This is a genomic window from Leclercia sp. M50 (assembly GCF_037150775.1).
Classification (GTDB): Bacteria; Pseudomonadota; Gammaproteobacteria; order Enterobacterales; family Enterobacteriaceae; genus Enterobacter.
Genome location: NZ_JBBCPK010000018.1, coordinates 25,210 through 46,237 on the forward strand (window position 1 = coordinate 25,210; position 21,028 = coordinate 46,237).

At 59.8% G+C, this 21,028-nt stretch carries 19 protein-coding genes; 8 read left to right on the forward strand and 11 right to left on the reverse strand.

Annotated features, from left to right (window positions below; all coding sequences use genetic code 11):
• Positions 1-31: 31 nt before the first annotated feature.
• The gene (gene nrdB / locus WFM46_RS06590; protein WP_336997276.1) at positions 32-1,162 is read left to right on the forward strand and encodes a class Ia ribonucleoside-diphosphate reductase subunit beta; all 1,131 of its coding nucleotides are present in this window, start codon (positions 32-34) and stop codon (positions 1,160-1,162) included.
• The gene (yfaE, locus tag WFM46_RS06595; protein ID WP_103180417.1) at positions 1,162-1,416 is read left to right on the forward strand and encodes a class I ribonucleotide reductase maintenance protein YfaE; all 255 of its coding nucleotides are present in this window, start codon (positions 1,162-1,164) and stop codon (positions 1,414-1,416) included. Before nrdB ends, yfaE begins: the two co-directional genes overlap by 1 nt.
• Before the next feature lie 83 nt (positions 1,417-1,499).
• Here the strand turns inward: yfaE and glpQ are convergent, their stop codons facing one another.
• Together glpQ and glpT are read right to left on the reverse strand one after the other, a co-directional pair.
• Entirely contained in the window at positions 1,500-2,561 is a 1,062-nt protein-coding gene (gene glpQ / locus WFM46_RS06600) for a glycerophosphodiester phosphodiesterase (RefSeq protein WP_336997277.1), read from the reverse strand.
• A gap of 11 nt (positions 2,562-2,572) precedes the next feature.
• Positions 2,573-3,925 carry a glycerol-3-phosphate transporter gene (gene glpT, locus WFM46_RS06605; RefSeq protein ID WP_156654937.1) on the reverse strand — a complete coding sequence of 451 codons (1,353 nt, stop codon included), beginning with the start codon at positions 3,923-3,925 and terminating at the stop codon, positions 2,573-2,575.
• Between the two features lie 250 nt (positions 3,926-4,175).
• Between glpT and glpA the strand changes: the two genes are divergently transcribed.
• From glpA to glpC, 3 genes are read left to right on the forward strand one after another with little or no spacing between them, the layout of a single operon-like run.
• Complete coding sequence (gene glpA, locus WFM46_RS06610) at positions 4,176-5,804, forward strand: anaerobic glycerol-3-phosphate dehydrogenase subunit A (protein WP_336997278.1); 1,629 nt, start codon at positions 4,176-4,178, stop codon at positions 5,802-5,804.
• Positions 5,794-7,011, forward strand: a complete 1,218-nt coding sequence (gene glpB, locus WFM46_RS06615) for a glycerol-3-phosphate dehydrogenase subunit GlpB (RefSeq protein WP_336997279.1) — start codon at positions 5,794-5,796, stop codon at positions 7,009-7,011. Before glpA ends, glpB begins: the two co-directional genes overlap by 11 nt.
• Positions 7,008-8,198 carry an anaerobic glycerol-3-phosphate dehydrogenase subunit GlpC gene (gene glpC / locus WFM46_RS06620; protein WP_336997280.1) on the forward strand — a complete coding sequence of 397 codons (1,191 nt, stop codon included), beginning with the start codon at positions 7,008-7,010 and terminating at the stop codon, positions 8,196-8,198. Before glpB ends, glpC begins: the two co-directional genes overlap by 4 nt.
• 32 nt (positions 8,199-8,230) lie before the next feature.
• Here the strand turns inward: glpC and WFM46_RS06625 are convergent, their stop codons facing one another.
• The 4 genes from WFM46_RS06625 to tctD all read right to left on the reverse strand — a co-directional run bounded on the left by WFM46_RS06625 (position 8,231) and on the right by tctD (position 12,262).
• On the reverse strand, positions 8,231-9,430 hold the full coding sequence (locus WFM46_RS06625; protein WP_336997281.1) for a nicotinamide mononucleotide deamidase-related protein YfaY: 1,200 nt from the start codon (positions 9,428-9,430) through the stop codon (positions 8,231-8,233).
• A gap of 93 nt (positions 9,431-9,523) precedes the next feature.
• Complete coding sequence (locus WFM46_RS06630) at positions 9,524-10,063, reverse strand: YfaZ family outer membrane protein (RefSeq protein ID WP_180210753.1); 540 nt, start codon at positions 10,061-10,063, stop codon at positions 9,524-9,526.
• Positions 10,064-10,191: 128 nt separating this feature from the next.
• Positions 10,192-11,601: a sensor histidine kinase gene (locus WFM46_RS06635; RefSeq protein ID WP_336997282.1), complete on the reverse strand. Its 1,410-nt coding sequence runs from the start codon at positions 11,599-11,601 to the stop codon at positions 10,192-10,194.
• A complete protein-coding gene (gene tctD / locus WFM46_RS06640) occupies positions 11,588-12,262 on the reverse strand; it encodes a transcriptional regulator TctD (protein ID WP_103180432.1) in 675 nt (224 codons plus the stop codon). Before tctD ends, WFM46_RS06635 begins: the two co-directional genes overlap by 14 nt.
• A gap of 149 nt (positions 12,263-12,411) precedes the next feature.
• On the opposite strand from tctD, the gene WFM46_RS06645 reads away from it, so the two are divergent.
• The 3 genes from WFM46_RS06645 to WFM46_RS06655 are packed head-to-tail and all read left to right on the forward strand — an operon-like array spanning position 12,412 to position 15,361.
• A complete protein-coding gene (locus tag WFM46_RS06645) occupies positions 12,412-13,392 on the forward strand; it encodes a Bug family tripartite tricarboxylate transporter substrate binding protein (RefSeq protein ID WP_336997283.1) in 981 nt (326 codons plus the stop codon).
• An 11-nt stretch (positions 13,393-13,403) separates the two neighbouring features.
• Complete coding sequence (locus tag WFM46_RS06650; protein WP_180210156.1) at positions 13,404-13,835, forward strand: tripartite tricarboxylate transporter TctB family protein; 432 nt, start codon at positions 13,404-13,406, stop codon at positions 13,833-13,835.
• Between the two features lie 11 nt (positions 13,836-13,846).
• Complete coding sequence (locus WFM46_RS06655; protein ID WP_336997284.1) at positions 13,847-15,361, forward strand: tripartite tricarboxylate transporter permease; 1,515 nt, start codon at positions 13,847-13,849, stop codon at positions 15,359-15,361.
• Here WFM46_RS06655 and menE read toward each other — a convergent pair whose 3' ends face one another.
• From menE to menD, 5 genes are read right to left on the reverse strand one after another with little or no spacing between them, the layout of a single operon-like run.
• Positions 15,362-16,723 (reverse strand): o-succinylbenzoate--CoA ligase, encoded by a 1,362-nt coding sequence (gene menE, locus WFM46_RS06660; RefSeq protein ID WP_336997285.1) that lies wholly within the window; start codon positions 16,721-16,723, stop codon positions 15,362-15,364.
• A complete protein-coding gene (menC, locus tag WFM46_RS06665; protein ID WP_336997286.1) occupies positions 16,720-17,685 on the reverse strand; it encodes an o-succinylbenzoate synthase in 966 nt (321 codons plus the stop codon). Before menC ends, menE begins: the two co-directional genes overlap by 4 nt.
• Entirely contained in the window at positions 17,685-18,542 is an 858-nt protein-coding gene (menB, locus tag WFM46_RS06670) for a 1,4-dihydroxy-2-naphthoyl-CoA synthase (protein WP_103180443.1), read from the reverse strand. Before menB ends, menC begins: the two co-directional genes overlap by 1 nt.
• The gene (gene menH / locus WFM46_RS06675) at positions 18,539-19,315 is read right to left on the reverse strand and encodes a 2-succinyl-6-hydroxy-2,4-cyclohexadiene-1-carboxylate synthase (protein WP_336997287.1); all 777 of its coding nucleotides are present in this window, start codon (positions 19,313-19,315) and stop codon (positions 18,539-18,541) included. The genes menB and menH overlap by 4 nt, the downstream gene beginning before the upstream one ends.
• Positions 19,312-20,982, reverse strand: a complete 1,671-nt coding sequence (gene menD / locus WFM46_RS06680; protein ID WP_103180447.1) for a 2-succinyl-5-enolpyruvyl-6-hydroxy-3-cyclohexene-1-carboxylic-acid synthase — start codon at positions 20,980-20,982, stop codon at positions 19,312-19,314. Before menD ends, menH begins: the two co-directional genes overlap by 4 nt.
• Positions 20,983-21,028 lie beyond the last annotated feature (46 nt).

Below are 21,028 nucleotides of genomic sequence, written 5' to 3' on the forward strand. Positions count from 1 at the left end.
CGATCTACAAAATCTCTCACAGGACACACTCATGGCATACACCACCTTTTCACAGACGAAAAACGACCAGCTCAAAGAGCCGATGTTCTTCGGCCAGCCGGTCAACGTGGCGCGCTACGATCAGCAAAAATATGACATCTTCGAAAAGCTGATTGAAAAGCAACTCTCTTTCTTCTGGCGTCCGGAAGAAGTTGATGTTTCACGCGACCGCATCGATTTCCAGGCGCTGCCGGAACACGAAAAGCACATTTTCCTCAGCAACCTGAAGTATCAGACGCTGCTGGACTCCATCCAGGGGCGCAGCCCGAACGTGGCGCTGCTGCCGCTGATCTCCATTCCGGAGCTGGAGACCTGGGTCGAGACGTGGGCGTTCTCCGAGACGATCCACTCCCGCTCCTATACCCACATCATCCGTAACATCATCAACGATCCGGCGATTGTCTTCGATGATATCGTCACCAACGAACAGATCCTGAAGCGTGCGGAAGGCATCTCCCACTTCTACGACGATCTGATCGAGCTGACCAGCTACTGGCACCTGCTGGGTGAAGGCACCCACACCGTAAACGGCAAAACCGTCACCGTGAGCCTGCGCGAGCTGAAGAAGAAGCTCTACCTGTGCCTGATGAGCGTGAACGCGCTGGAAGCGATCCGCTTCTACGTCAGCTTCGCCTGCTCCTTCGCCTTTGCGGAACGCGAGCTGATGGAAGGCAACGCCAAAATCATTCGCCTCATCGCCCGCGATGAAGCCCTGCACCTGACCGGTACCCAGCATATGCTGAACCTGCTGCGCAGCGGCGTGGACGATCCGGAGATGGCCGAGATTGCGGAAGAGTGCAAGCAGGAGAGCTATGACCTGTTTGTCCAGGCGGCACAGCAGGAGAAAGAGTGGGCGGAGTATCTGTTCCAGGGCGGCTCCATGATCGGCCTGAACAAAGATATTCTCTGCCAGTACGTCGAGTATATCACCAACATCCGCATGCAGGCGGTCGGCCTGGATCTGCCGTTCCAGACCCGCTCCAACCCGATCCCGTGGATCAACACCTGGCTGGTCTCTGACAACGTGCAGGTGGCGCCGCAGGAGGTGGAAGTGAGCTCCTACCTGGTCGGTCAGATTGACTCCGAAGTCAACACCGACGATTTGAGCGACTTCCAGCTCTGATGAGCCGCGTAACGCTTCGTCTTTCTGGCACAGAGCTTCTGTGCCAGGAAGAGCACCCCTCCCTGCTTATTGCGCTGGAATCCCACCAGATTGCCGTTGAATACCAGTGCCGCGAAGGCTATTGCGGCTCCTGCCGCTGTCGTCTGGTGACCGGTCAGGTTGACTGGATAACCGAACCACTGGCCTTCATCAACGACGGTGAAATTTTGCCCTGCTGCTGCCGGGCGAAAGGGGATATAGAGATCGAGATGTGATTGTGCCGGGTGGCGCTTCGCTTACCCGGCCTACAAAACCGCAGTCCATAGGCCGGGTAAGGCGCAGCCGCCACCCGGCAATTTCAGTCTTTATCCTTCAAAAAGCTCACCGCTTTATCCGGGAAGTCCGTAAACAACCCATCCACGTCCGCCTGCTTATATAACACCTCGTAAAGCTGATTCACGTCTGTGGCGTACGGCGGCAACTGGTCAGCACGCACCGTATACGGATGCACCCGCATCTTGCTGGCATGCGCCTCTTTCACCATCGCCGTCAGCTTCACGTGGCCCGGGGTTGAACCTTCCGCCACCAGCATGTGGTAATCGGGTCCGATCCCGTCGGCGTACTGCGCGATCTGCTTCATCGCACCCGGCTTAAACATCCAGTCGTAGTTGTAGTTTACCCACTTGCCGTCAGCCTGCTTCTCCTGGGTTTCATTCCAGTCGGTATAAGCGATCAGCTGAACCAGATTGAGATCCATCCCCATCTTTGGCTCCAGCTCGGTTTTGATGCGCTTCAGTTCCGCGGCGTCAAAACACTGGAGCCAGACTTTGTCCTTCTTGCTGGTGTAGCCGTACTGCTTCAGCACCTCCAGCGTTTTCGCGGCGATATCCTTCCCTTCCTGGTGATGGAACCACGGGGCTTTAATTTCCGGATAGATACCGATATTTTTGCCCGTCGAGTGGTTCAGCCCCTGAACAAACTCAATCTCTTCCTGGAAGGTATGGATGCGGAACTCAGATTTGCCCATCGGGAAACGTCCCGGATAAACCTGCACCTTCTTGCCGTTTTCAATCTCGAAGCCCTCGGTAAACTTCAAAGAGCGGATTTCATCCAGGGTGAAGTCGATGGCGTAAAAACGGCCATCTTTACGGGCGCGGTCCGGGAAACGTTCCGCCACATCGGTCACCCGGTCAAGATAGTGGTCATGCAGGACGACCAGCTGGTCGTCCTTTGTCATTACCAGATCCTGCTCCAGATAATCGGCCCCCTGCGCATAGGCCATCGCTTTCGCCGGCAGCGTATGCTCCGGCAGATAGCCGCTTGCGCCGCGATGGGCAATAACGATTTTATCCGCCGCCAGGGCGGATCCGGTCATCAGGCCCGCCAGCAACAGACCGGCCGCTATTTGCGTGAATTTCATGGCAGTGCTCCTTATTGACGACGCGCCAGCACGTCCGCGTGGTGACGTTTTTCACCGATCATCACAACAATCAGCAGCAATACCGCCAGCACGCTGCCGCCGATCATCACCATAAAGCCGCCGTCCCAGCCGAAGAAGTCAACGGTATAGCCTACGATGGCGCTCGCCGCGACCGAACCGCCCAGGTAGCCGAACAGACCGGTAAAGCCTGCCGCCGTGCCTGCCGCTTTTTTCGGTGCCAGTTCCAGGGCATGCAGACCAATCAGCATAACAGGGCCATAAATCAGGAAGCCGATGACGATCATACAGGCCATGTCCACGCCCGGGTTACCCGGCGGGTTGAGCCAGTAGACGACGGTGGCAATGGTCACGAGGGTCATAAAGAAGACGCCCGTCGCGCCACGGTTGCCCTTAAACACTTTGTCCGACATCCAGCCGCAAATCAGCGTCCCCGGGATCCCGGCGTACTCGTACAGGAAGTAGGCCCAGGAGGATTTATCCAGCGCAAAATGCTTCACCTCTTTCAGGTAGGTCGGCGACCAGTCGAGGATGCCGTAACGCAGCAGGTAAACAAACACGTTCGCTACCGCGATGTACCACAGCAGTTTGTTCGGCAAGACGTACTTCATGAATATCTGCTTTGCCGTCAGCTCTTCTTCGTGCTTCTCGCTGTAATCATCCGGATAGTCGTTTTTATACTCTTCAATCGGCGGCAAACCGCAGGACTGCGGCGTGTCGCGCATCAGCGCAAAGGCGATAATCGCTACCAGGATTGCCCCAAAGGCTGGCATATAGAGCGCGGCGTGCCAGTCGTTGAACCAGGCCATCCCCAGCAGGAACAGCAGCGGTGGAAGCCCGCCCCCGACGTTATGGGCGCAGTTCCAGACCGACACGATACCGCCGCGCTCTTTCTGCGACCACCAGTGCACCATGGTGCGCCCGCACGGTGGCCACCCCATCCCCTGGAACCAGCCGCAGAGGAACAGCAGCACAAACATAATGGCGATGCTGGAGGTCGCCCACGGCACAAAGCCCATAAACAGCATGACCGCTGCCGCCAGGATCAGGCCAGCGGGCAGGAACACGCGCGGATTCGAGCGATCCGACACTGACCCCATAATGAATTTCGAAAAACCGTAGGCGATAGAGATCCCCGACAGCGCGAAACCAAGATCGCCGCGTGAGAAGCCCTGTTCCACCAGGTAGGGCATGGCGAGTGCGAAGTTTTTACGTACCAGATAGTACGCCGCATAGCCAAAGAAAATCCCCATGAAGATTTGCCAACGCAGACGGCGGTAGAGAGGGTCTATCTCTGCCTCTGGCAGTCGCGCCCGATGTGGCGCAGGTTTAAAGATACTGAGCATAACAGCCTCCGTGGCCTTTCAAAAAGTGACCGGACATCACGCGCCCGGCTAGAGAGGCGGGGATGTTAAGAAATAACGGTGATTGTTACTGTGAATCAACGCACAGATTGTTACAGAAATATGACAGAATGCGCAAAAAAGCGTATGAAATCACGTTTCACTTTCGAATTTCGCTCGTTTGTGTTCGATATCAAACAAACCACAGTTTTTATGTGGCTAAATGAGACAAAACGAACACTGAGGGATGGCAATGACAATTCACGATCCACGCTATAGCGATGTGATTATCATTGGCGGGGGCGCGACCGGCGCAGGCATCGCCCGCGACTGCGCGCTCAGGGGGCTGAGCGTCACGCTTCTGGAGCGCCATGATATTGCAACAGGCGCAACCGGACGCAATCATGGTCTGCTGCACAGCGGCGCCCGCTACGCCGTCACCGACGGCGAATCGGCCCGCGAATGTATCGCCGAAAACCAGATCCTCCGGCGCATTGCCCGTCACTGCATTGAGCCCACCGACGGTCTGTTTATTACGCTTCCCGAAGACGATCTCGCCTTTCAGTCAACCTTCATTACCGCCTGCCAGGCCGCAGGCATTCAGGCGCAAGCCATTGACCCGGCCCTAGCACGCCGCATCGAACCTTCGGTTAATCCGGCATTGACCGGGGCGGTGAAAGTTCCGGACGGCACCGTGGATCCGTTTCGCCTGACGGCGGCCAACATGCTGGACGCCCGCGAGCATAGCGCGCAGATCCTGACCGGCCATCAGGTCACCGGGCTTATCCGTGAGGGGCATCGCATCGTAGGTGTGCGGGTCCTGGATACGCGCTACAACGAACACCACGAGCTCTATGCCGCCGTGGTGGTCAACGCGGCGGGGATCTGGGGGCAGCGCATCGCGGAATACGCCGATCTCTCTGTGCGCATGTTTCCGGCCAAAGGCTCGCTGCTGATCCTCGATCACCGCATTAATAACCATGTCATCAACCGCTGCCGCAAACCGTCTGACGCAGACATCCTTGTACCCGGCGATACCATTTCGTTAATCGGGACCACCTCCACCCACGTGGACTACAGCGAGATTGATTTCAATCGGGTCACCGCAGAAGAGGTCGATATCCTGCTGCGCGAAGGAGAAAAACTGGCGCCGGTGATGGCCCAGACCCGTATCCTGCGCGCCTACGCAGGTGTGCGTCCGCTTGTTGCCAGCGATGACGATCCGAGCGGACGCAACGTCAGCCGCGGCATTGTGCTGCTTGACCACGCCGCGCGCGACGGGCTGGACGGCTTCATCACTATCACCGGGGGTAAATTGATGACCTACCGTCTGATGGCCGAATGGGCGACGGATGCCGTCTGCCGCAAGCTGGGCAATAGCGAACCGTGCGTAACCGCGGAACAGCCCCTGCCCGGCTCGCGCCAGTCTACCGAGAAAACAGTGCAAAAAATTCTCTCCCTACCCGCCCCCCTGCGCGGTTCGGCTGTCTATCGCCATGGCGACAGAACGCCGTTGTGGCTGGGCGAAGGACGGCTGAGCCGCAGTCTGGTATGCGAGTGCGAGGCCGTTACCGCCGGGGAAGTGCAATACGCGGTGGAGAATCTGACGGTGAATAGCCTGCTCGATCTCCGCCGCCGCACCCGCGTCGGGATGGGCACCTGTCAGGGGGAGCTGTGTGCCTGCCGTGCCGCCGGGCTGTTGCAGCGTTTTCATACCACCACCGCCACCCAGTCGCTCGATCAGCTCAGCGATTTTTTAAACGAGCGCTGGAAAGGCATTCAGCCTGTCGCCTGGGGCGATGCCCTGCGTGAAAGCGAATTTACCCGCTGGGTGTACCAGGGGCTTTGCGGTCTGGAGAAGGAGCAACGCGATGAAATTTGATACGGTGATCGTCGGCGGCGGGCTGGCGGGTCTGCTCTGTGGCATCAAACTCACGAAGCAGGGACTGCGCTGCGCCATTATCACCCGGGGCCAGAGCGCCCTGCACTTCTCGTCGGGCTCGCTGGATCTGCTGGACGAAACGTACCGTGACAAACTGCCGGCAGAGCATCCTTATCACCTGATCGGCGCGCAGCACATTGACCGCTTCGCCCTGGAGACCGAAGCGCTGCTGGCTGAGTGCGGCGCCCGGATGCAGGGCAGCGCGCAGCACAATCACCAGCGGGTGACCCCGCTCGGTACGCTGCGCGCCGCCTGGCTCAGCCCGGAAGAGGTCCCCGTTGCCCCGTTCAAGGCCACGCGCGTGCGGGTGGTGGGTATTAGCGGTTTTCTGGATTTTCAGCCCCATCTGGCGGCGGCCTCGCTCAGTCGCCAGGGGGTCAACGCTGAAACGGCAGAGATTGACCTTCCTGAGCTGGATCTCCTGCGCGACAATCCCAGCGAGTTCCGCGCGGTGAATATTGCCCGTTTGCTCGATAACGAAGAGAAATGGCCGCTGCTGTATGAGGCGCTCAAACCGCTTGCAGAGGGATGCGATGCGCTCTTTATGCCCGCCTGCTTTGGCTTAGGTGATAACCGGCTGTGGTGCTGGCTCTCCGATCGCCTGCCCTGCTCGCTCGGCCTGCTGCCGACGCTTCCCCCTTCCGTGCCCGGCATTCGCCTGCATACCCAGCTTCAGCGCCAGTTTGTGGCCCAGGGTGGCGTGTGGATGGCGGGGGATGAGGTGAAAAAAATCACCCTGACAGACGGCACGGTGAGCGAAATCTGGACCCGCAACCACGACGACATTCCGCTTCGTACGCGTTACGCGGTGCTGGCAAGCGGCAGTTTCTTCAGCAACGGTCTGCTGAGCAGCCGGGAGGGCATTCGCGAGGCGATTATGGGGCTGGATGTCCGCCAGAGTGCCTCCCGCGCGGACTGGTATCAGAGCGATTTCTTTTCCCCGCAGCCCTGGCAGCAGTTCGGCGTGATTGTGGATAACCAGCTGCATCCGCAACTTTCCGGAAAGCCAGTTCCAAATCTCTACGCCATCGGTTCGCTTTTGGGCGGATACGATCCTATCGCCCAGGGCTGCGGCGGCGGCGTCTGCGCCATAACGGCGCTCTATGTGGCAGAGCAGATTTGCCAGCGCACGGAGGCTGAACAATGAACGACACCCGCTTTGAAAGCTGCATCAAATGCACGGTCTGCACCACCGTCTGCCCGGTCAGCGGCGTTAACCCGCGCTATCCCGGGCCGAAACAGGCCGGACCGGACGGCGAGCGCCTGCGTCTGAAGGATGGCGCGCTGTACGATGACGCGCTGAAATACTGCATCAACTGCAAACGCTGTGAAGTCGCCTGCCCGTCGGATGTGAAAATCGGCGACATTATTCAGCGCGCCCGGGCACGCTATAGCACGCAAAAACCGTCGCTGCGCGATGCCATTCTCAGCCATACCGACCTGATGGGCAGCGTCTCCACGCCGTTTGCCCCGCTGGTGAACGCCGCGACCTCGCTGAAACCGGTGCGCCAGCTGCTGGATGCCACGCTGAAGATCGACCATCACCGCAGCCTGCCTAAATATTCCCACGGCACCTTCCGCCGCTGGTACAAATCCGTAGCGGCAGACCAGGCACAATATGCCGACCAGGTGGCGTTCTTCCATGGCTGCTACGTGAATTACAACCACCCGCAGTTGGGCAAAGATCTGCTGAAAGTGCTGAACGCCATGGGTACAGGCGTGCAGTTGCTGAGCAAGGAGAAGTGCTGCGGTGTGCCGCTGATCGCCAACGGGTTTACCGATAAAGCGCGCAAACAGGCCAGAAGCAACGTCTCGTCGCTGCGCGAGGCCATCATCGATAAAGGCATTCCGGTGCTGGCCACCTCCTCGACCTGCACCTTCACGCTGCGCGATGAGTATCCGCACCTGCTGGAGGTGGACAATACCGGCCTGCGCGAAAAGATTGAGCTGGCGACGCGTTTCCTGTGGCGCAAGCTGGACAGCGGGCAGACGTTACCGCTGAAAAACTTACCCCTGAAAGTGGTCTACCATACGCCCTGCCATATGGAAAAAATGGGCTGGTCGCTCTACACGCTGGAACTGTTGCGGTTAATTCCGGGGCTGGCGCTGACGGTGCTGGATTCGCGCTGCTGCGGCATTGCGGGGACGTACGGCTTTAAGCGTGAAAATTACGAAACATCACAGGCGATTGGCGCGCCGCTGTTCCGCCAGATTGAGGAGAGCGGCGCCGATATCGTGGTGACCGACTGCGAAACCTGCAAGTGGCAGATAGAGATGTCCACCAGCAAGCGCTGCGAACATCCCATCACGCTGCTGGCGAAGGCGTTGGGTTAGCTATCGCCGGGGCCGCCGCCCCGGCAAACCGGTTACTCAACGAACAGCGATTCCACCACGTTGATCCAGCCGTGCTCGCTGGCCACCTCCTTACCTGCCAGCCAGCGACGCAGCATGTTCAGCGCCATCATGGCGCAGACCTCCTGACGCACCGCCAGGCTGTGGCGGCTGATACCCATTTTGACTCTTAAGGCATGGGTCCCTTCCGGCGTGGCGAGCGCAAAATTGAGATACTCTTCATCCAGTCCCCCGACAAACAGCGCCAGACCGGCAAAATGTTTCACCCGGCGTTCTGACGCCCAGCGTGCCGTCTGCGCCAGCGTCTCCTGCTGGAAGGGCACCACTTCGCTGGCCAGCAGTGGGGCACTGGCCCGGTTTAACTGCAACGCCAGCAGGCCACCGGTAAACTGCTCGCTCAGGGTAACGCTCAGCTGGCGCGACTGCAGATGCTTCGCAATCTGCGCTGGTAGCCCTTCCGTACCCTCGAAAATAAGACTTTCGCCCGCCACGCGCTGCACTTCCGGCCAGAGCGCCAGCATCGCCGCTTTCTGCGTCGCAGGCCCGGTCAGCTTGAGTTCAATGATCGGCATGGAAGAGCGATAGCCCATGGATACCCCCGGTGGCAGCGGCAGGTGATCGAGGCTCTGCGCCAGATCGCTTTCCGAGCGGCCAAAGGTGGTCAGGCGCAGGCAGACTGGCGGTTCAGGCAGGGTAAAACGTTGACGAAGGCGCGGCAGGATCTGCTGTTCGACCATCACTTTAAATTCAGACGGGACACCCGGCGTGAAGAACATCAGGCAGCGGTTCAGTTGAACGGCGAAACCGCAGGCGGTACCCACCGGGTTATCGACCAGTTCGGCGCTGGCCGGGATTTCAGCCTGTTTGCGGTTGCTGGGGGCCATCACGCGGCCACGTTCGGAGAAGAAACGCTCCATGTGGGTCAGCCACGCCTCATGCAACACCAGCCCTTCGCCTTTGGCGGTCGCGGCAGCCAGCGCGCTGAGATCGTCGCCGGTGGGGCCGAGCCCACCGTTCACAATCAGCACGTCGCAGTGTTCGCTACGCTCGCGCAGAACAGTCACCAGCGACTCAAGACTGTCGCCTACGGTATTGCGGCGCGTTAACGGTAATCCTTGCTCAAAGAAAAGATCGGCAAGCCAGGCAGCATTGGTATCAATAATCTGTCCATGCAGCACTTCGTCGCCGGTGGATAACATCTCCACGTTAATCATTGTGTTCTCCCGCTTATATGGTGAAAACACTATAGCGCAATCACAGGCACGGAGAGGAGAGAAACTGGCGCGACGGACGCCGCGCCGGAGGGGTTAGAAGCCTGCGCTGACGCCCACGTACGGGCCGTCAGCCAGCGCGTTGTCGCGGTTGCCGTCTTTGCCCGCCAGGTTCAGATAACGATAGCCCGCTTCAATGGTAATCGGACGCATGATGGTCCAGCGCGCACCCGCGTTAGCTTCTTTATAGCTGTCGATACCGCTGGAGAGGGAGTCCGGAGAGTAGTAATACTCGCCGAACAGGCCGAAGCTGTCGCCAATTTTCCACTGCAGACCGCCGCCCACTGCCGCCGCGTAACCTTCGTCACCGTCGTTCGGGTTGGTATAGATGCCTTTACCGCCGACGGTCGCCAGGAATGGACCAAGCGGAACGTTAAAACCGAGGCCCAGGCTTGCCGCATCGCCATCGTCGTCGTTATGCGTCCAGCCGCCGGTCATCGCCAGGCCTGCGCTATCCGTGCCAAGACCAAAGCCCAGGTGGGTATAGTCCTCGCCCGCCGAGCCGTTGAAGGAAATAGCGTTGGCCGCTGCCGATACACACATCAGGCCTAAGCCCATTAATGCCACTTTTTTCATTGTCGTGATCCCGCACAATTTGTTCACAGATATCCAAAACCGCGAGATTTTAACCTGACTGGCTATGGGATCAATGGACTCCGTGTGCGTCGGACAATTAGTTTGTAACGATTTGATAATATCAACATTTACGTCATCAATAAAAAGCGCATTTTGACGCACAGACCGCCCAGATTTTCACTGGCCATCAATTGAAGATGGCTGCGGTGCAGGCGGGCGATATCGTTGGCCAGCGCCAGCCCAATCCCGGACCCGGCGGCATCTCCTACATTATCCAGCCGATGAAACGGCAGCATGGCCTGGGAAATCTGATCTTCAGCAATTCCCGGTCCGCTGTCCTCCACGCTCAGCTCAACAGCGTCGTTAACCGTGTGCAGAGACACGGTGACGATGCCCTGCTGCGGGGTGTATTTGATCGCATTCTCCAGCAGGTTGGCGCACAGTTCGCCCAGCAGCACCTCATCACCTTCAATCATGACGGATTGCTGAATGCCGTCATAACCTAAATCGATCCCCTTGCTGCGCGCCTGCGCCAGCCGGGAGAAGCAGCAGTTCTGCACCACCTGAACCAGATCCACCGGGGCAAACTGGCGCTCTCCCTGCTCTTTGTGCTTCACCGTGGAGAACTGCAACAGCCGTTCAGTAAGGTCGATGGTGTTGTCCAGCGTCACGTTCATGGCGCGTAAACTCTCCTGCCACAGGGCCGGATCGTTTCGCGTCAGGGCAACGGAAACCTGGGTTTTGAGCACCGCCAGCGGCGTTTTGAGCTGATGAGAAGCATCGGCGTTAAAGCGCTCCTGGCGGGAAAGCACGCCGCGTAATCTGTCGATATAGCGGTTAAAGGCCACGATCAGCAGCCGCGTTTCCGACCAGGGCAGCAGCTCCGGCAGCGGGGCCAGCAGCCCTGGCTCACGGCGCACCATCAGCGAGGAGAGCTGACGCATCGGGCGCAGCACGCGGCGCAGCAGCCAGGCGGTTAAGACCAGCGTCAGCAGCACCAGCAGCCCCTGCGAAACAAGCGATGAAAACAGGAGCTGAGTGGCCAGATAGCGCCGCGACTGCAAGGTTTCGGCGACATAGATCTCCGCCATACCGGAAACATTGTCTTCGTTAATTGGCTGGAGCAGCTTCGCCACGCGGATCGCCTGGCCGCGATACTCAGTATGATAAAACCAGGCCAGCGCGGGATAGTGCGTGGTGCGCGACGTGGAGCGGGGCATGTTCGGCAGATCGTCATAGCCGGAGATCACCCGCCCCTCCGGGTCAACCACCTTGTAATAGAGGCGATCGTTCATGTTCAGCTCGAAGCTGTCGAGCACCACCCAGGGAACATCGACCAGCAGCTTGCCGTTGTGCACCTCCAGCCGCTCAGAGACGGTACGCGCCGACGATAACAGCGTGCGGTCGTACGCCTGGGTCGCCGCCTGCAGGGCGCTGACGTAACTGTTAAAGGCCGACAATCCCCACAGCAACAGCAGCGGCAGGCCGAGAAAAAGCAGCAGCTGCAGATAAAGCGACTGAGGTTTAACCCACTTCATCGCCGCACTCCAGCACATAGCCCAGCCCGCGCAGGGTGGTGATCCGCACCCCGCTGCCAGTCAGTTTTTTGCGCAGGCGATGAATGTAGAGATCGAGACTCTCGGGGCTGACGTCGTCATTCAGGCTAAACACCTGATCGAACAACTGCTGGCGGGAGACGGGCCGGGTGCGGCGATGCATTAGCACCTTCAGCAGTGACAGTTCACGCGGGGTGAGCGAGAGCGGCTCATCGCGCAGCAGGAAAAAACCGTCGTCGTCATACTCCAGCTCCCCAAGACGCTGGCGTTCCTGGGTTCGCCCCTCGCTTCGGCGCAGCAGGGCGCGAAGCCTGGCGTCCAGCTCCTCCAGCTCAAACGGTTTTGGCAGATAATCATCCGCCCCGGCGTTCAGGCCTTTCACCCGATCCGCCACGTTGCTGCGTGCGGTGAGAAACAGCACCGGCAAGGTCTGGCCGCGTTTTCGTAAACGGTGCACCACCTCCAGGCCGTCAAAACCGGGCATACCGATGTCCAGTATCGCCACCGCGTAGTTTTCCCCCTGCAGGAGATGATCGGCCGCGCGCCCGTCAGAAACGCAGTCTACGGCAAAGCCCTCCTGCACCAGCGCTTTCTCCAGCCAGTGAGCCAGCTCACGATTATCTTCCGCCAGTAAGAGACGCATATCACATCCTGTAAAGTTGGTGTCGCGTTGAAAGGGAAATGAAAGGTTATTGTTTTAACAATCACGCAACGGAACCGCTACAAGGTGGTTCACATAATCAGAAAAAAACCCGTACCCGTACCCCCGGATCGCCGGCGTGAGGATAAACGATGAAAAAACAATTACTTTCAACGGTTGCTGCAAGCGTATTAATGTTGAGTGCCTCTGTTGTCCAGGCGCAGGACGCCCCGTCCCGCACCGAATGTATCGCCCCGGCCAAACCGGGCGGCGGTTTCGATCTCACCTGCAAGCTGATTCGGGTCAGCCTGCTGGAGACGAAGGCCATTGAAAAACCGATGCGTGTAACCTACATGCCAGGTGGCGTGGGCGCGGTGGCCTATAACGCGATCGTCGCGCAACGACCGGCGGAAGCCGGCACGGTGGTCGCCTTCTCCGGCGGCTCGCTGCTGAACCTTTCCCAGGGCAAGTTTGGCCGCTACGGCGTGGATGACGTGCGCTGGCTGGCCACCGTCGGTACCGACTACGGCATGATCGCCGTGCGCGCAGATTCCCCGTGGAAATCCCTGAAAGATTTGCTCACCGCCATGGAAAAAGACCCTAACAGCGTGGTGATTGGTGCAGGCGCCTCCATCGGCAGTCAGGACTGGATGAAAGCCGCCCTGCTGGCGCAGCAGGCGAAAGTGGATCCGCACAAAATGCGTTACGTGGCGTTTGAGGGCGGCGGTGAACCAGTGACGGCGCTGATGGGCAACCACGTGCAGGCAGTTTCCGGTGACCTCAGTGAAATGGTGCCCTACCTGAACGGGGATAAAATCCGCGTGCTGGCGGTCTTCTCCGAAAACCGTCTGCCCGGACAGCTGGCAAACGTGCCGACTGCAAAAGAGCAGGGTTATGACCTCGTCTGGCCGATTATCCGCGGCTTCTTTGTCGGGCCAAAAGTGACCGATGCCGAATACCAGTGGTGGGTCGACAACTTTAACAAACTGCAGCAGACAGACGAATTTAAAAAGCAGCGCGATCTGCGCGGGCTGTTTGAGTTCAACCTGAACGGTAAGCAGCTGGACGAGTATGTCAAAAAACAGGTGAATGACTACCGCGAGAAGGCAAAAGCGTTTGGCCTGGCCAAATAACCGGAGGCGCTATGAGCGATCGCATTTTTGCCGGGATCTGGTTGTTGCTCTGCGTTGGCGGGATGTTCGTCGCCTGGCAGATCCACAGCGAATACAGCTATGAACCCGTGGGGCCACGCCCCTTTCCAATGGGCATTGTCGGCCTGATGCTGCTTTGCTCGGTGGCTATGCTGTTACGCCATCCGGATACCGTAGAGTGGCCGCCCAGACGCATTTTGCAGCGGCTGTTGGTGATGGTCATTGTGCTGCTGATGTATGCCTGGGGCTTTGAATGGCTCGGCTTCCCGGTGGCGACCGCCATCCTGACGATGGTGATCGGCATGCTGTTTAACGCCAGCCTCCCTGCGGCGGGGATCTCGGGCGTGGTGATGGGCATTTTCCTGTGGTACGCCTTTGACCGCCTGCTGGATGTGACGCTGCCGCTTGGCGCCTGGCTTAATTAACGGAGCACGCTATGGATACCTGGATTTACCTCTCACAGGGGTTCGCCGTGGCGATGACCCCGGAAAACCTGGTGATCGCCCTGATCGGCTGCTTCGTCGGGACGATCGTCGGTCTGCTGCCCGGACTTGGGCCCATCAACGGGGTCGCTATTTTGCTCCCGCTGGCGTTTGCCCTGCATCTGCCTGCGGAATCGGCGCTGATCCTGCTGGCGACGGTCTACATCGGCTGTGAATATGGCGGCCGTATCTCGTCAATACTGCTCAACGTGCCCGGGGATGCGGCGGCCATTATAACCGCGCTGGATGGTTACCCAATGGCGCGGCAGGGACGCGGCGGCGTGGCGCTCTCTATCTCCGCCGTCAGTTCGTTCTTTGGCTCGCTGATTGCCATTGGCGGCATCATTCTGTTTGCGCCTGCGCTGGCCCAGTGGTCGCTGGCGTTTGGTCCGGCAGAGTATTTTGCCCTGATGGTCTTCGCCATTGCCTGTCTCGGCAGCATGATGGCGCAAAACCCACTTAAATCGTTTTTGTCTGCGCTGATTGGCTTAGGGTTAGCCACCGTCGGCGTGGATGCCAACACCGGGGTCTATCGTTTTACCTTCGACAGCGTTCACCTCTCCGACGGCGTGCAGTTTATCGTGGTCGTGATTGGTCTGTTCTCTGTCTCTGAGATCTTACTGATGCTGGAACATACCAGCAGCGGGCAGACGCTGGTGCGTAAAACCGGCCGGATGCTCTTTAACGCCAAAGAGGGCGCGCAGTGTATCGGTACTACGCTGCGTTCAGGGGTGATTGGTTTCTTTGTCGGCATTCTGCCAGGCGCCGGAGCAACCATCGCCAGCGCCATCACCTACATGACGGAGAAAAAGCTCAGCGGCAACAGCGACAGCTTTGGTAAAGGCGATATTCGCGGCGTCGCCGCACCTGAGGCGGCCAACAATGCCTCGGCCTGCGGCTCGTTTATTCCCATGCTGACGCTCGGCGTACCCGGCTCCGGTACCACGGCGGTGATGATGGGGGCGCTGACGCTCTATAACATCACCCCAGGACCGGCGATGTTTACCGAACAGCCGGACATCGTCTGGGGACTGATTGCGGCGCTGCTGATTGCTAACGTCATGCTGCTGGTGATGAACATCCCGCTGATTGGCCTGTTCACCCGTATGTTGACCATTCCGCTGTGGTTCCTGGTCCCCGCGATCGCGGCCGTCTCGGCGGTGGGGGTGTATGCGGTACACAGCACCACCTTCGACCTGATTCTGATGGTGGTGCTGGGGGTGTTCGGCTACATCTTGCGTAAAATGCACTTCCCGATGTCGCCGCTGATTTTAGGGTTTGTGCTGGGTGAGATGCTGGAGCAGAACCTGCGCCGCGCTCTGTCCATCAGCAATGGTAATGTCTCCATTCTGTGGGACAGCAACGTGGCGAAGATCCTGCTGACGCTGGCGATTGTGGTGGTGGTCGTACCGCCGGTGCTGCGCCTGCTTCGTCGCCGTCAACGTAAGCCGCAGCCCGATATCGGCTAATTACCCTGACAGTTGGGCATTCACCCACTGTGTTAACGCCTGGCGGGAGATCTTAATCCCGCCATTTTTTAGCGCTGCTGGCAGCACCAGCCAGTGCACGGGCTGCTCAAATCGCGCCAGTTTGCCCTGTACCCACTCCGGGAAGCGGGTGAAATCCGTTCCCGGTTCACACTCCACTACCGCCACCGGACGCTGACCAAATTCGGCGTCATTCAGCGGAACAATAAAGACCTGGCTGATGTGCGGATGGGTCGCGATAATCCGCTCAAGGCTCTCCGGCTGAATGCCCTCGCCTCCGCTGAAAAAGAGGTTATCCATCCGGCCGAGGATCGTCAGGCGACCCTCATGCAGATCCCCGCGATCGCGGGTGGCAAACCAGCCCTCAGAATTCGTGAGCGGCAGCAGCGCGCCGTCGCGCCAGTAGCCTGAGGCCATGCTTTGCGCCCTGATCCACACTTCACCGTTAACGACCTGCACCTCCCTGCCCGGCAATGCGCAGCCCACGTCCGGCTCACCGTCAGCCTCTTTCGCGCAGACGGTAGAGGCAAACTCCGTCAGGCCGTAGCCACAAAACGTAGAAATACCCTGCGCGCGCGCCTGTTGCGTCAACTCAACGGGGATGGCGGCCCCGCCCAGCAGTACCGCTTTCAGCGCGATGTGCTGGTGGGTATTGAGCAGACGCCAGAGCTGGGTTGGCACCAGCGAGGCATGGGTACACCCCTGCAAGGCCTGCTCCAGCGGCTGCTTCTCGCGCACGGTTAAGCGCGCGCCGGCCTGCAGCCAGCGCCATAAGATCCCCTGCCCGGAGACATGAAACAGCGGCAGCGAAAGCAGCCAGTCGTCATCCTCGCCGTAGGGCATCAGCGCGAGGACACCCTCAGCGCTGGCAAGATGCGCCCCGCAGGTATGAACGGCCGCTTTCGGCAGCCCGGTAGAGCCGGAGGTGAGCGTCATTGAGGCCAGCCGCTCAGGCTGCCATACCACGCTGTATTCGCCAGACTGTGCATGCATGCCAAGCGCGGCGAGTCCCTCATAGTGATCATCCAGCACCAGCGCAAAACGCAGCGTCATTTGCAGAAGCAATACCTCCAGCAGCGGGCGCGGGAGCTGAGGGTTAACGGGAAGAATACGCGCGCCGCACTGGAGCAGCGCCAGCCATGCGAGCAGGGTCTGCGGATGATTATGGGCAAGCAGCAGCACACCGTCCCCCGCCTCCACGCCCTGCTGATGAAACCCTGCAGCCAGATTGTCGATGCGGGTGCAGAGCTGTTGCCAGCTCAGCACCTCGTCGTTGAGACGCAGAGCCGGTTTATCAGCACGCTGCTCGCGCCAGTGCCGCCACGGCCAGTCACTAAAACTCATTGCAACGGCTCCAGCGCCTCAACGCCCGCGCACGGCAGGGCGCTACCCGGCCACGGGCGAATAAGCTGGGTTTGCATCAGGTTTAACGTATCCAGCCCCGGGATGGTGTCGGGCGTTAACCAGGCGGCAATACGCGCCAGCTGCGTCAGCCCAAGGCTGGATTCGATGGAGGAGCTGATCACCGCGGTCAGTCCTGCGCTATGCGCTGCCGCCACCTGGGCACGCACCTTCGCCAGACTGCCCGTTAGCGTCGGTTTTATGACCACGGCGCTGACGCCCGGCTCGGCGGTAAAGGCAAAGTCCGCCTCGCGCAGGCTTTCGTCCCAGGCGATGGCTATGCCGGTTTCGCGGGCAAAGGCGCGTGAATCCTCACGGGTTTTGCACGGCTCTTCCAGGAAAGCGATGCGGCTGCGGTACGCCGGATTGACGTACTTCGCGAACTGCTGCGCCTTAAGCGGCGTCCAGGCGCGGTTGGCATCCAGACGCAGGCGCAGATCGGGGATTGCCTCCAGCAAGAGGTTAGCGACCATGCCGTCGCGTACCGCTTCGTAAAGACCGACTTTGATTTTCGCCACTTTCTCGCCGGGCATAGCGCTGAGCAGTGCAAACAGCTCATCCGGATCGCCGGTACAGAGCGGCGCGGCACGGTAATCGGCCTCATCAGGGAGGCTGCCCTCGAGCTCCGCGAGCGCGCAACTGATGCCGAACGCGGCGGAAGGGACGTCGGGCAGCGGCGGATTCACGCCTGTACGCCATTCCTCTATCCATGCCACCAGCGCAGCCTGCGCCTCCTCCAGCGACTCCAGGCTAAAGCCCGGCAGAGGCGAAATCTCGCCCCAGCCCTGCCCTTCGCCCTGCTGGAGTTGCACGAAGAAGCCATCACGGGTTTTTAACCGCCGTTCACGCAGCACCACGCCCGCGTCCATCGGTATCTGCCAGCGGTAAACCTGCGCGCGACGCATTACGGGTTCCGTTTGTATTTGCTGAAGTCCGGCTGGCGCTTCTCGTTAAACGCATTGCGCCCTTCCTGACCCTCTTCAGTCATGTAGAAGAGCATAGTGGCGTTACCCGCCAGCTCCTGCAGACCGGCCTGGCCGTCGCAGTCGGCGTTCAGGGCCGCTTTCAGGCAGCGCAGCGCCATCGGACTGTTCTGCAGCATTTCGCGACACCAACGCACGGTCTCTTTTTCGAGGTCGGCAATCGGCACCACGGTGTTCACCAGGCCCATATCCAGTGCTTCCTGAGCATTGTACTGGCGGCAGAGGAACCAGATTTCACGCGCCTTTTTCTGACCGACAATGCGCGCCATATAAGAGGCACCCCAGCCGCCGTCGAAGGAGCCGACTTTCGGTCCGGTCTGGCCGAAGATGGCGTTCTCTGCGGCAATGGTCAGATCGCACATCATATGCAGCACGTGACCACCGCCGATGGAGTAGCCCGCCACCATTGCGACAACCGGTTTCGGGCAGGTGCGGATCTGACGCTGGAAGTCGAGCACGTTCAGGTGATGGGTACCCGCATCGTCCTGGTATCCGCCGTAGTCGCCGCGCACTTTCTGATCGCCACCGGAGCAGAACGCTTTTTCACCTTCCCCGGTCAGGACGATAACGCCGATGTTGTCGTCGTAACGGGCATCCGCCAGGGCCTGAATCATCTCTTTGACGGTTAACGGGCGAAACGCGTTACGCACCTCTGGACGGTTAATGGTGATTTTGGCGATGCCGTCAGTGGACTTGTGGTAGCGAATGTCGGTATAGCCTTCGGAGCAGTCCAGCCATTCCACCGGTGCATAGAGCATGTTTTCATCAGGGTAGATCATAGAGTGTCCTTAATTGAAAGAGGGAGTATCTGGGCCAGACGCTCAGCCACCGCAGCGGGGTTTTCCCGATGGGCGTTATGTCCGGCGTGAGGAATTTCATGGCGGGTGGCGGTAAGCTGCCGGGCAATATCCCGAAACTTAGGGTCCTGTTCGCCATAGAGATAGAAAAAAGGAAGTGCGCACGAGGCGAGCTCAGGGCGTAAATCGGCTTGTTCGGCAAGCGACGTCGCCTGGAGCATGGCGGCCAGAGCTGGACCATTATTCTGGCTACGCAGGGCGACAAGCTGTTCGCGCTGCGCGGGGGTTAGCGAGGCAAATACCGGCTGCTGATACCAGTCGTCAAATACCGACGCCAGAGGTTCATGGCGCAAGCGTGCCGCCCACTGCGCATCGGAGGCGCGACGGCTCGTCCGCGCGTGTTCATCGCTCAACCCCGGATGCGCCCCCTCCACAATCAGCCCCTGTAGCCCCCCGGGCCGCTGGCAGGCGTGATACATCGCAATGCGGCCGCCGAGAGAGTACCCCACCAGCCAGTAATTTAGTATGTTGTAACTAATCAGGGTGCGATTGAGCAAGTTGCTGAGATGATGGAAATCACTCACCACAATGGAGGCCGACTCTCCGTGTCCCGGGAGATCGAGATAGAGGCGGGAATAATCGCTCAGGCGCTCCCCTGACACCTGCCATTCGCGGCAATCGCCGGAAAAACCGTGCAGGAAAACCAGCCAGGGTTTATCCGGCTGACCTTTACGCTGGGTTCCCGCGAGGATCATAGATGGCTTACCTGCGCCAGCAGGTTTTGCAGCATCTGCGCCCCGTCGCTGTCGTTTACCACCACCTCGATTAGCGTGGTGCCGGGTTTGCTCCACGCCGTGCTGAGCGCGCTCTCCAGCTCCGCCCAGTTTTCCGGGCGCTGATACTTGAGGCTGAACATCGCCGCCGCATGTTCAAACTGCACGTTCTGCGGCATCAGATAAAAGCGTTCCCGTTCGCTCTGCGGTGTCGGCAACAGGGAGAAAATCTGGCCGCCATTGTTGTTGATCACCAGCAGCACAAAGGGCGCCGAAGCCTGACGAAGCAGCGCCAGCGCGTTCAGATCGTACAGCGCCGAGAGATCGCCGACGATCGCCAGCGTCGAACGGGCATTCGCGCGCTGAACCCCTGCTGCGGTTGAAATCAGACCGTCGATACCGCTGGCGCCACGGTTACTGAATACCGGGTAGCCCGCCGGCAGGCGGGAGAAGGCGTCAATCAGACGCACCACCAGGCTGTTGCCCACAAACAACTGCCCCTGTTCGGGCAGATAGCGATGGATGCGGTGGGCCAGCTGCGCTTCACCGAATGCGTCGCTGTGTTGCGCCGTCAGTTCCCAGGCCTGGCGAGAGAGTTCAGGAATGTCGGTTGCCCAGGGGGCACGTTTTTCCGCCGGATGCAGCTCCAGCCACTCGGCCACGCTGGATACCAGCCGACGGCCACGATGGTGCGCAGGATCCAGCCGCCCTTCGCGGGAATCGACCAGCCAGTACTCTTCCGGCCTGCAGGTGGCCTGCCACTGCAGAAGACGTTTACCCGTCAGGCTGCCGCCAAGCTGCACCACAATCTGCGCCTGCTCCAGTTCGGTCACGGCTCTGGCGTTGCCGAGCCAGAGATCCGCGCACGGCAGCGGCTGGCCGGTCTGGGAGAGCACGTCGCCAATCAGCGGCCAGCCAAGCCGTTGCGCCCACTGCGCTACCTGCTTGCCTTCCTCGGCGCTCATCCTGCCCGCGATGACCACACCGCGTTTCTGCCGCCAGAAGAACCAGTCGCGCTGTTGGGGGCTTGAAAGCGCCGCCGGAGCGCGCAGCCAGGGTTTATCGCTCTGCCACCAGTCGCCCAGCGCCTGCTGCCACTCAAGATCGGTATCATCCATTTCGCCATACAGCGGCTCGGCAAACGGACAGTTGATGTGCAGCGCCCCGGCACGCAGCCCGCCCAGGGCGTTATCCACCGTCGAAACCAGCCAGCGGGCGGGAATATCGCGGGTCGGACGCGGCAGCGACAGGGTTTCTGTCGGATGGGTGGCAAAAATCCCCGACTGGCGAATGGCCTGATTGGCGCCGCAGTCGATCAGCTCCGGAGGACGATCTGCCGTCAGCAGCACCAGTTTTTCACCGGTCAGACCGGCTTCGATCAATGCGGGATAAAGGTTAGCCACCGCCGTGCCGGAGGTCACAATCACCGCCACCGGCTCATGGCTGGCTTTTGCCAGCCCCAGCGCCAGATGGCCGAGACCGCGCTCATCAAAATGGGTGTGATGAATAAAGGCGCGGTTTTCGGCGGCGGCCAGGGTCAACGGCGTTGAGCGCGAGCCGGGCGCAATGCAAACATGCCTGACGCCATGGCGGGTCAGGGCTTCAAGGATCACCGCCGCCCAGCGCCGGTTAAAGGAACTCACTGACATGGAATTGTCCGGTATCAATATTGCGACGTAGTATAAATAATAGAGA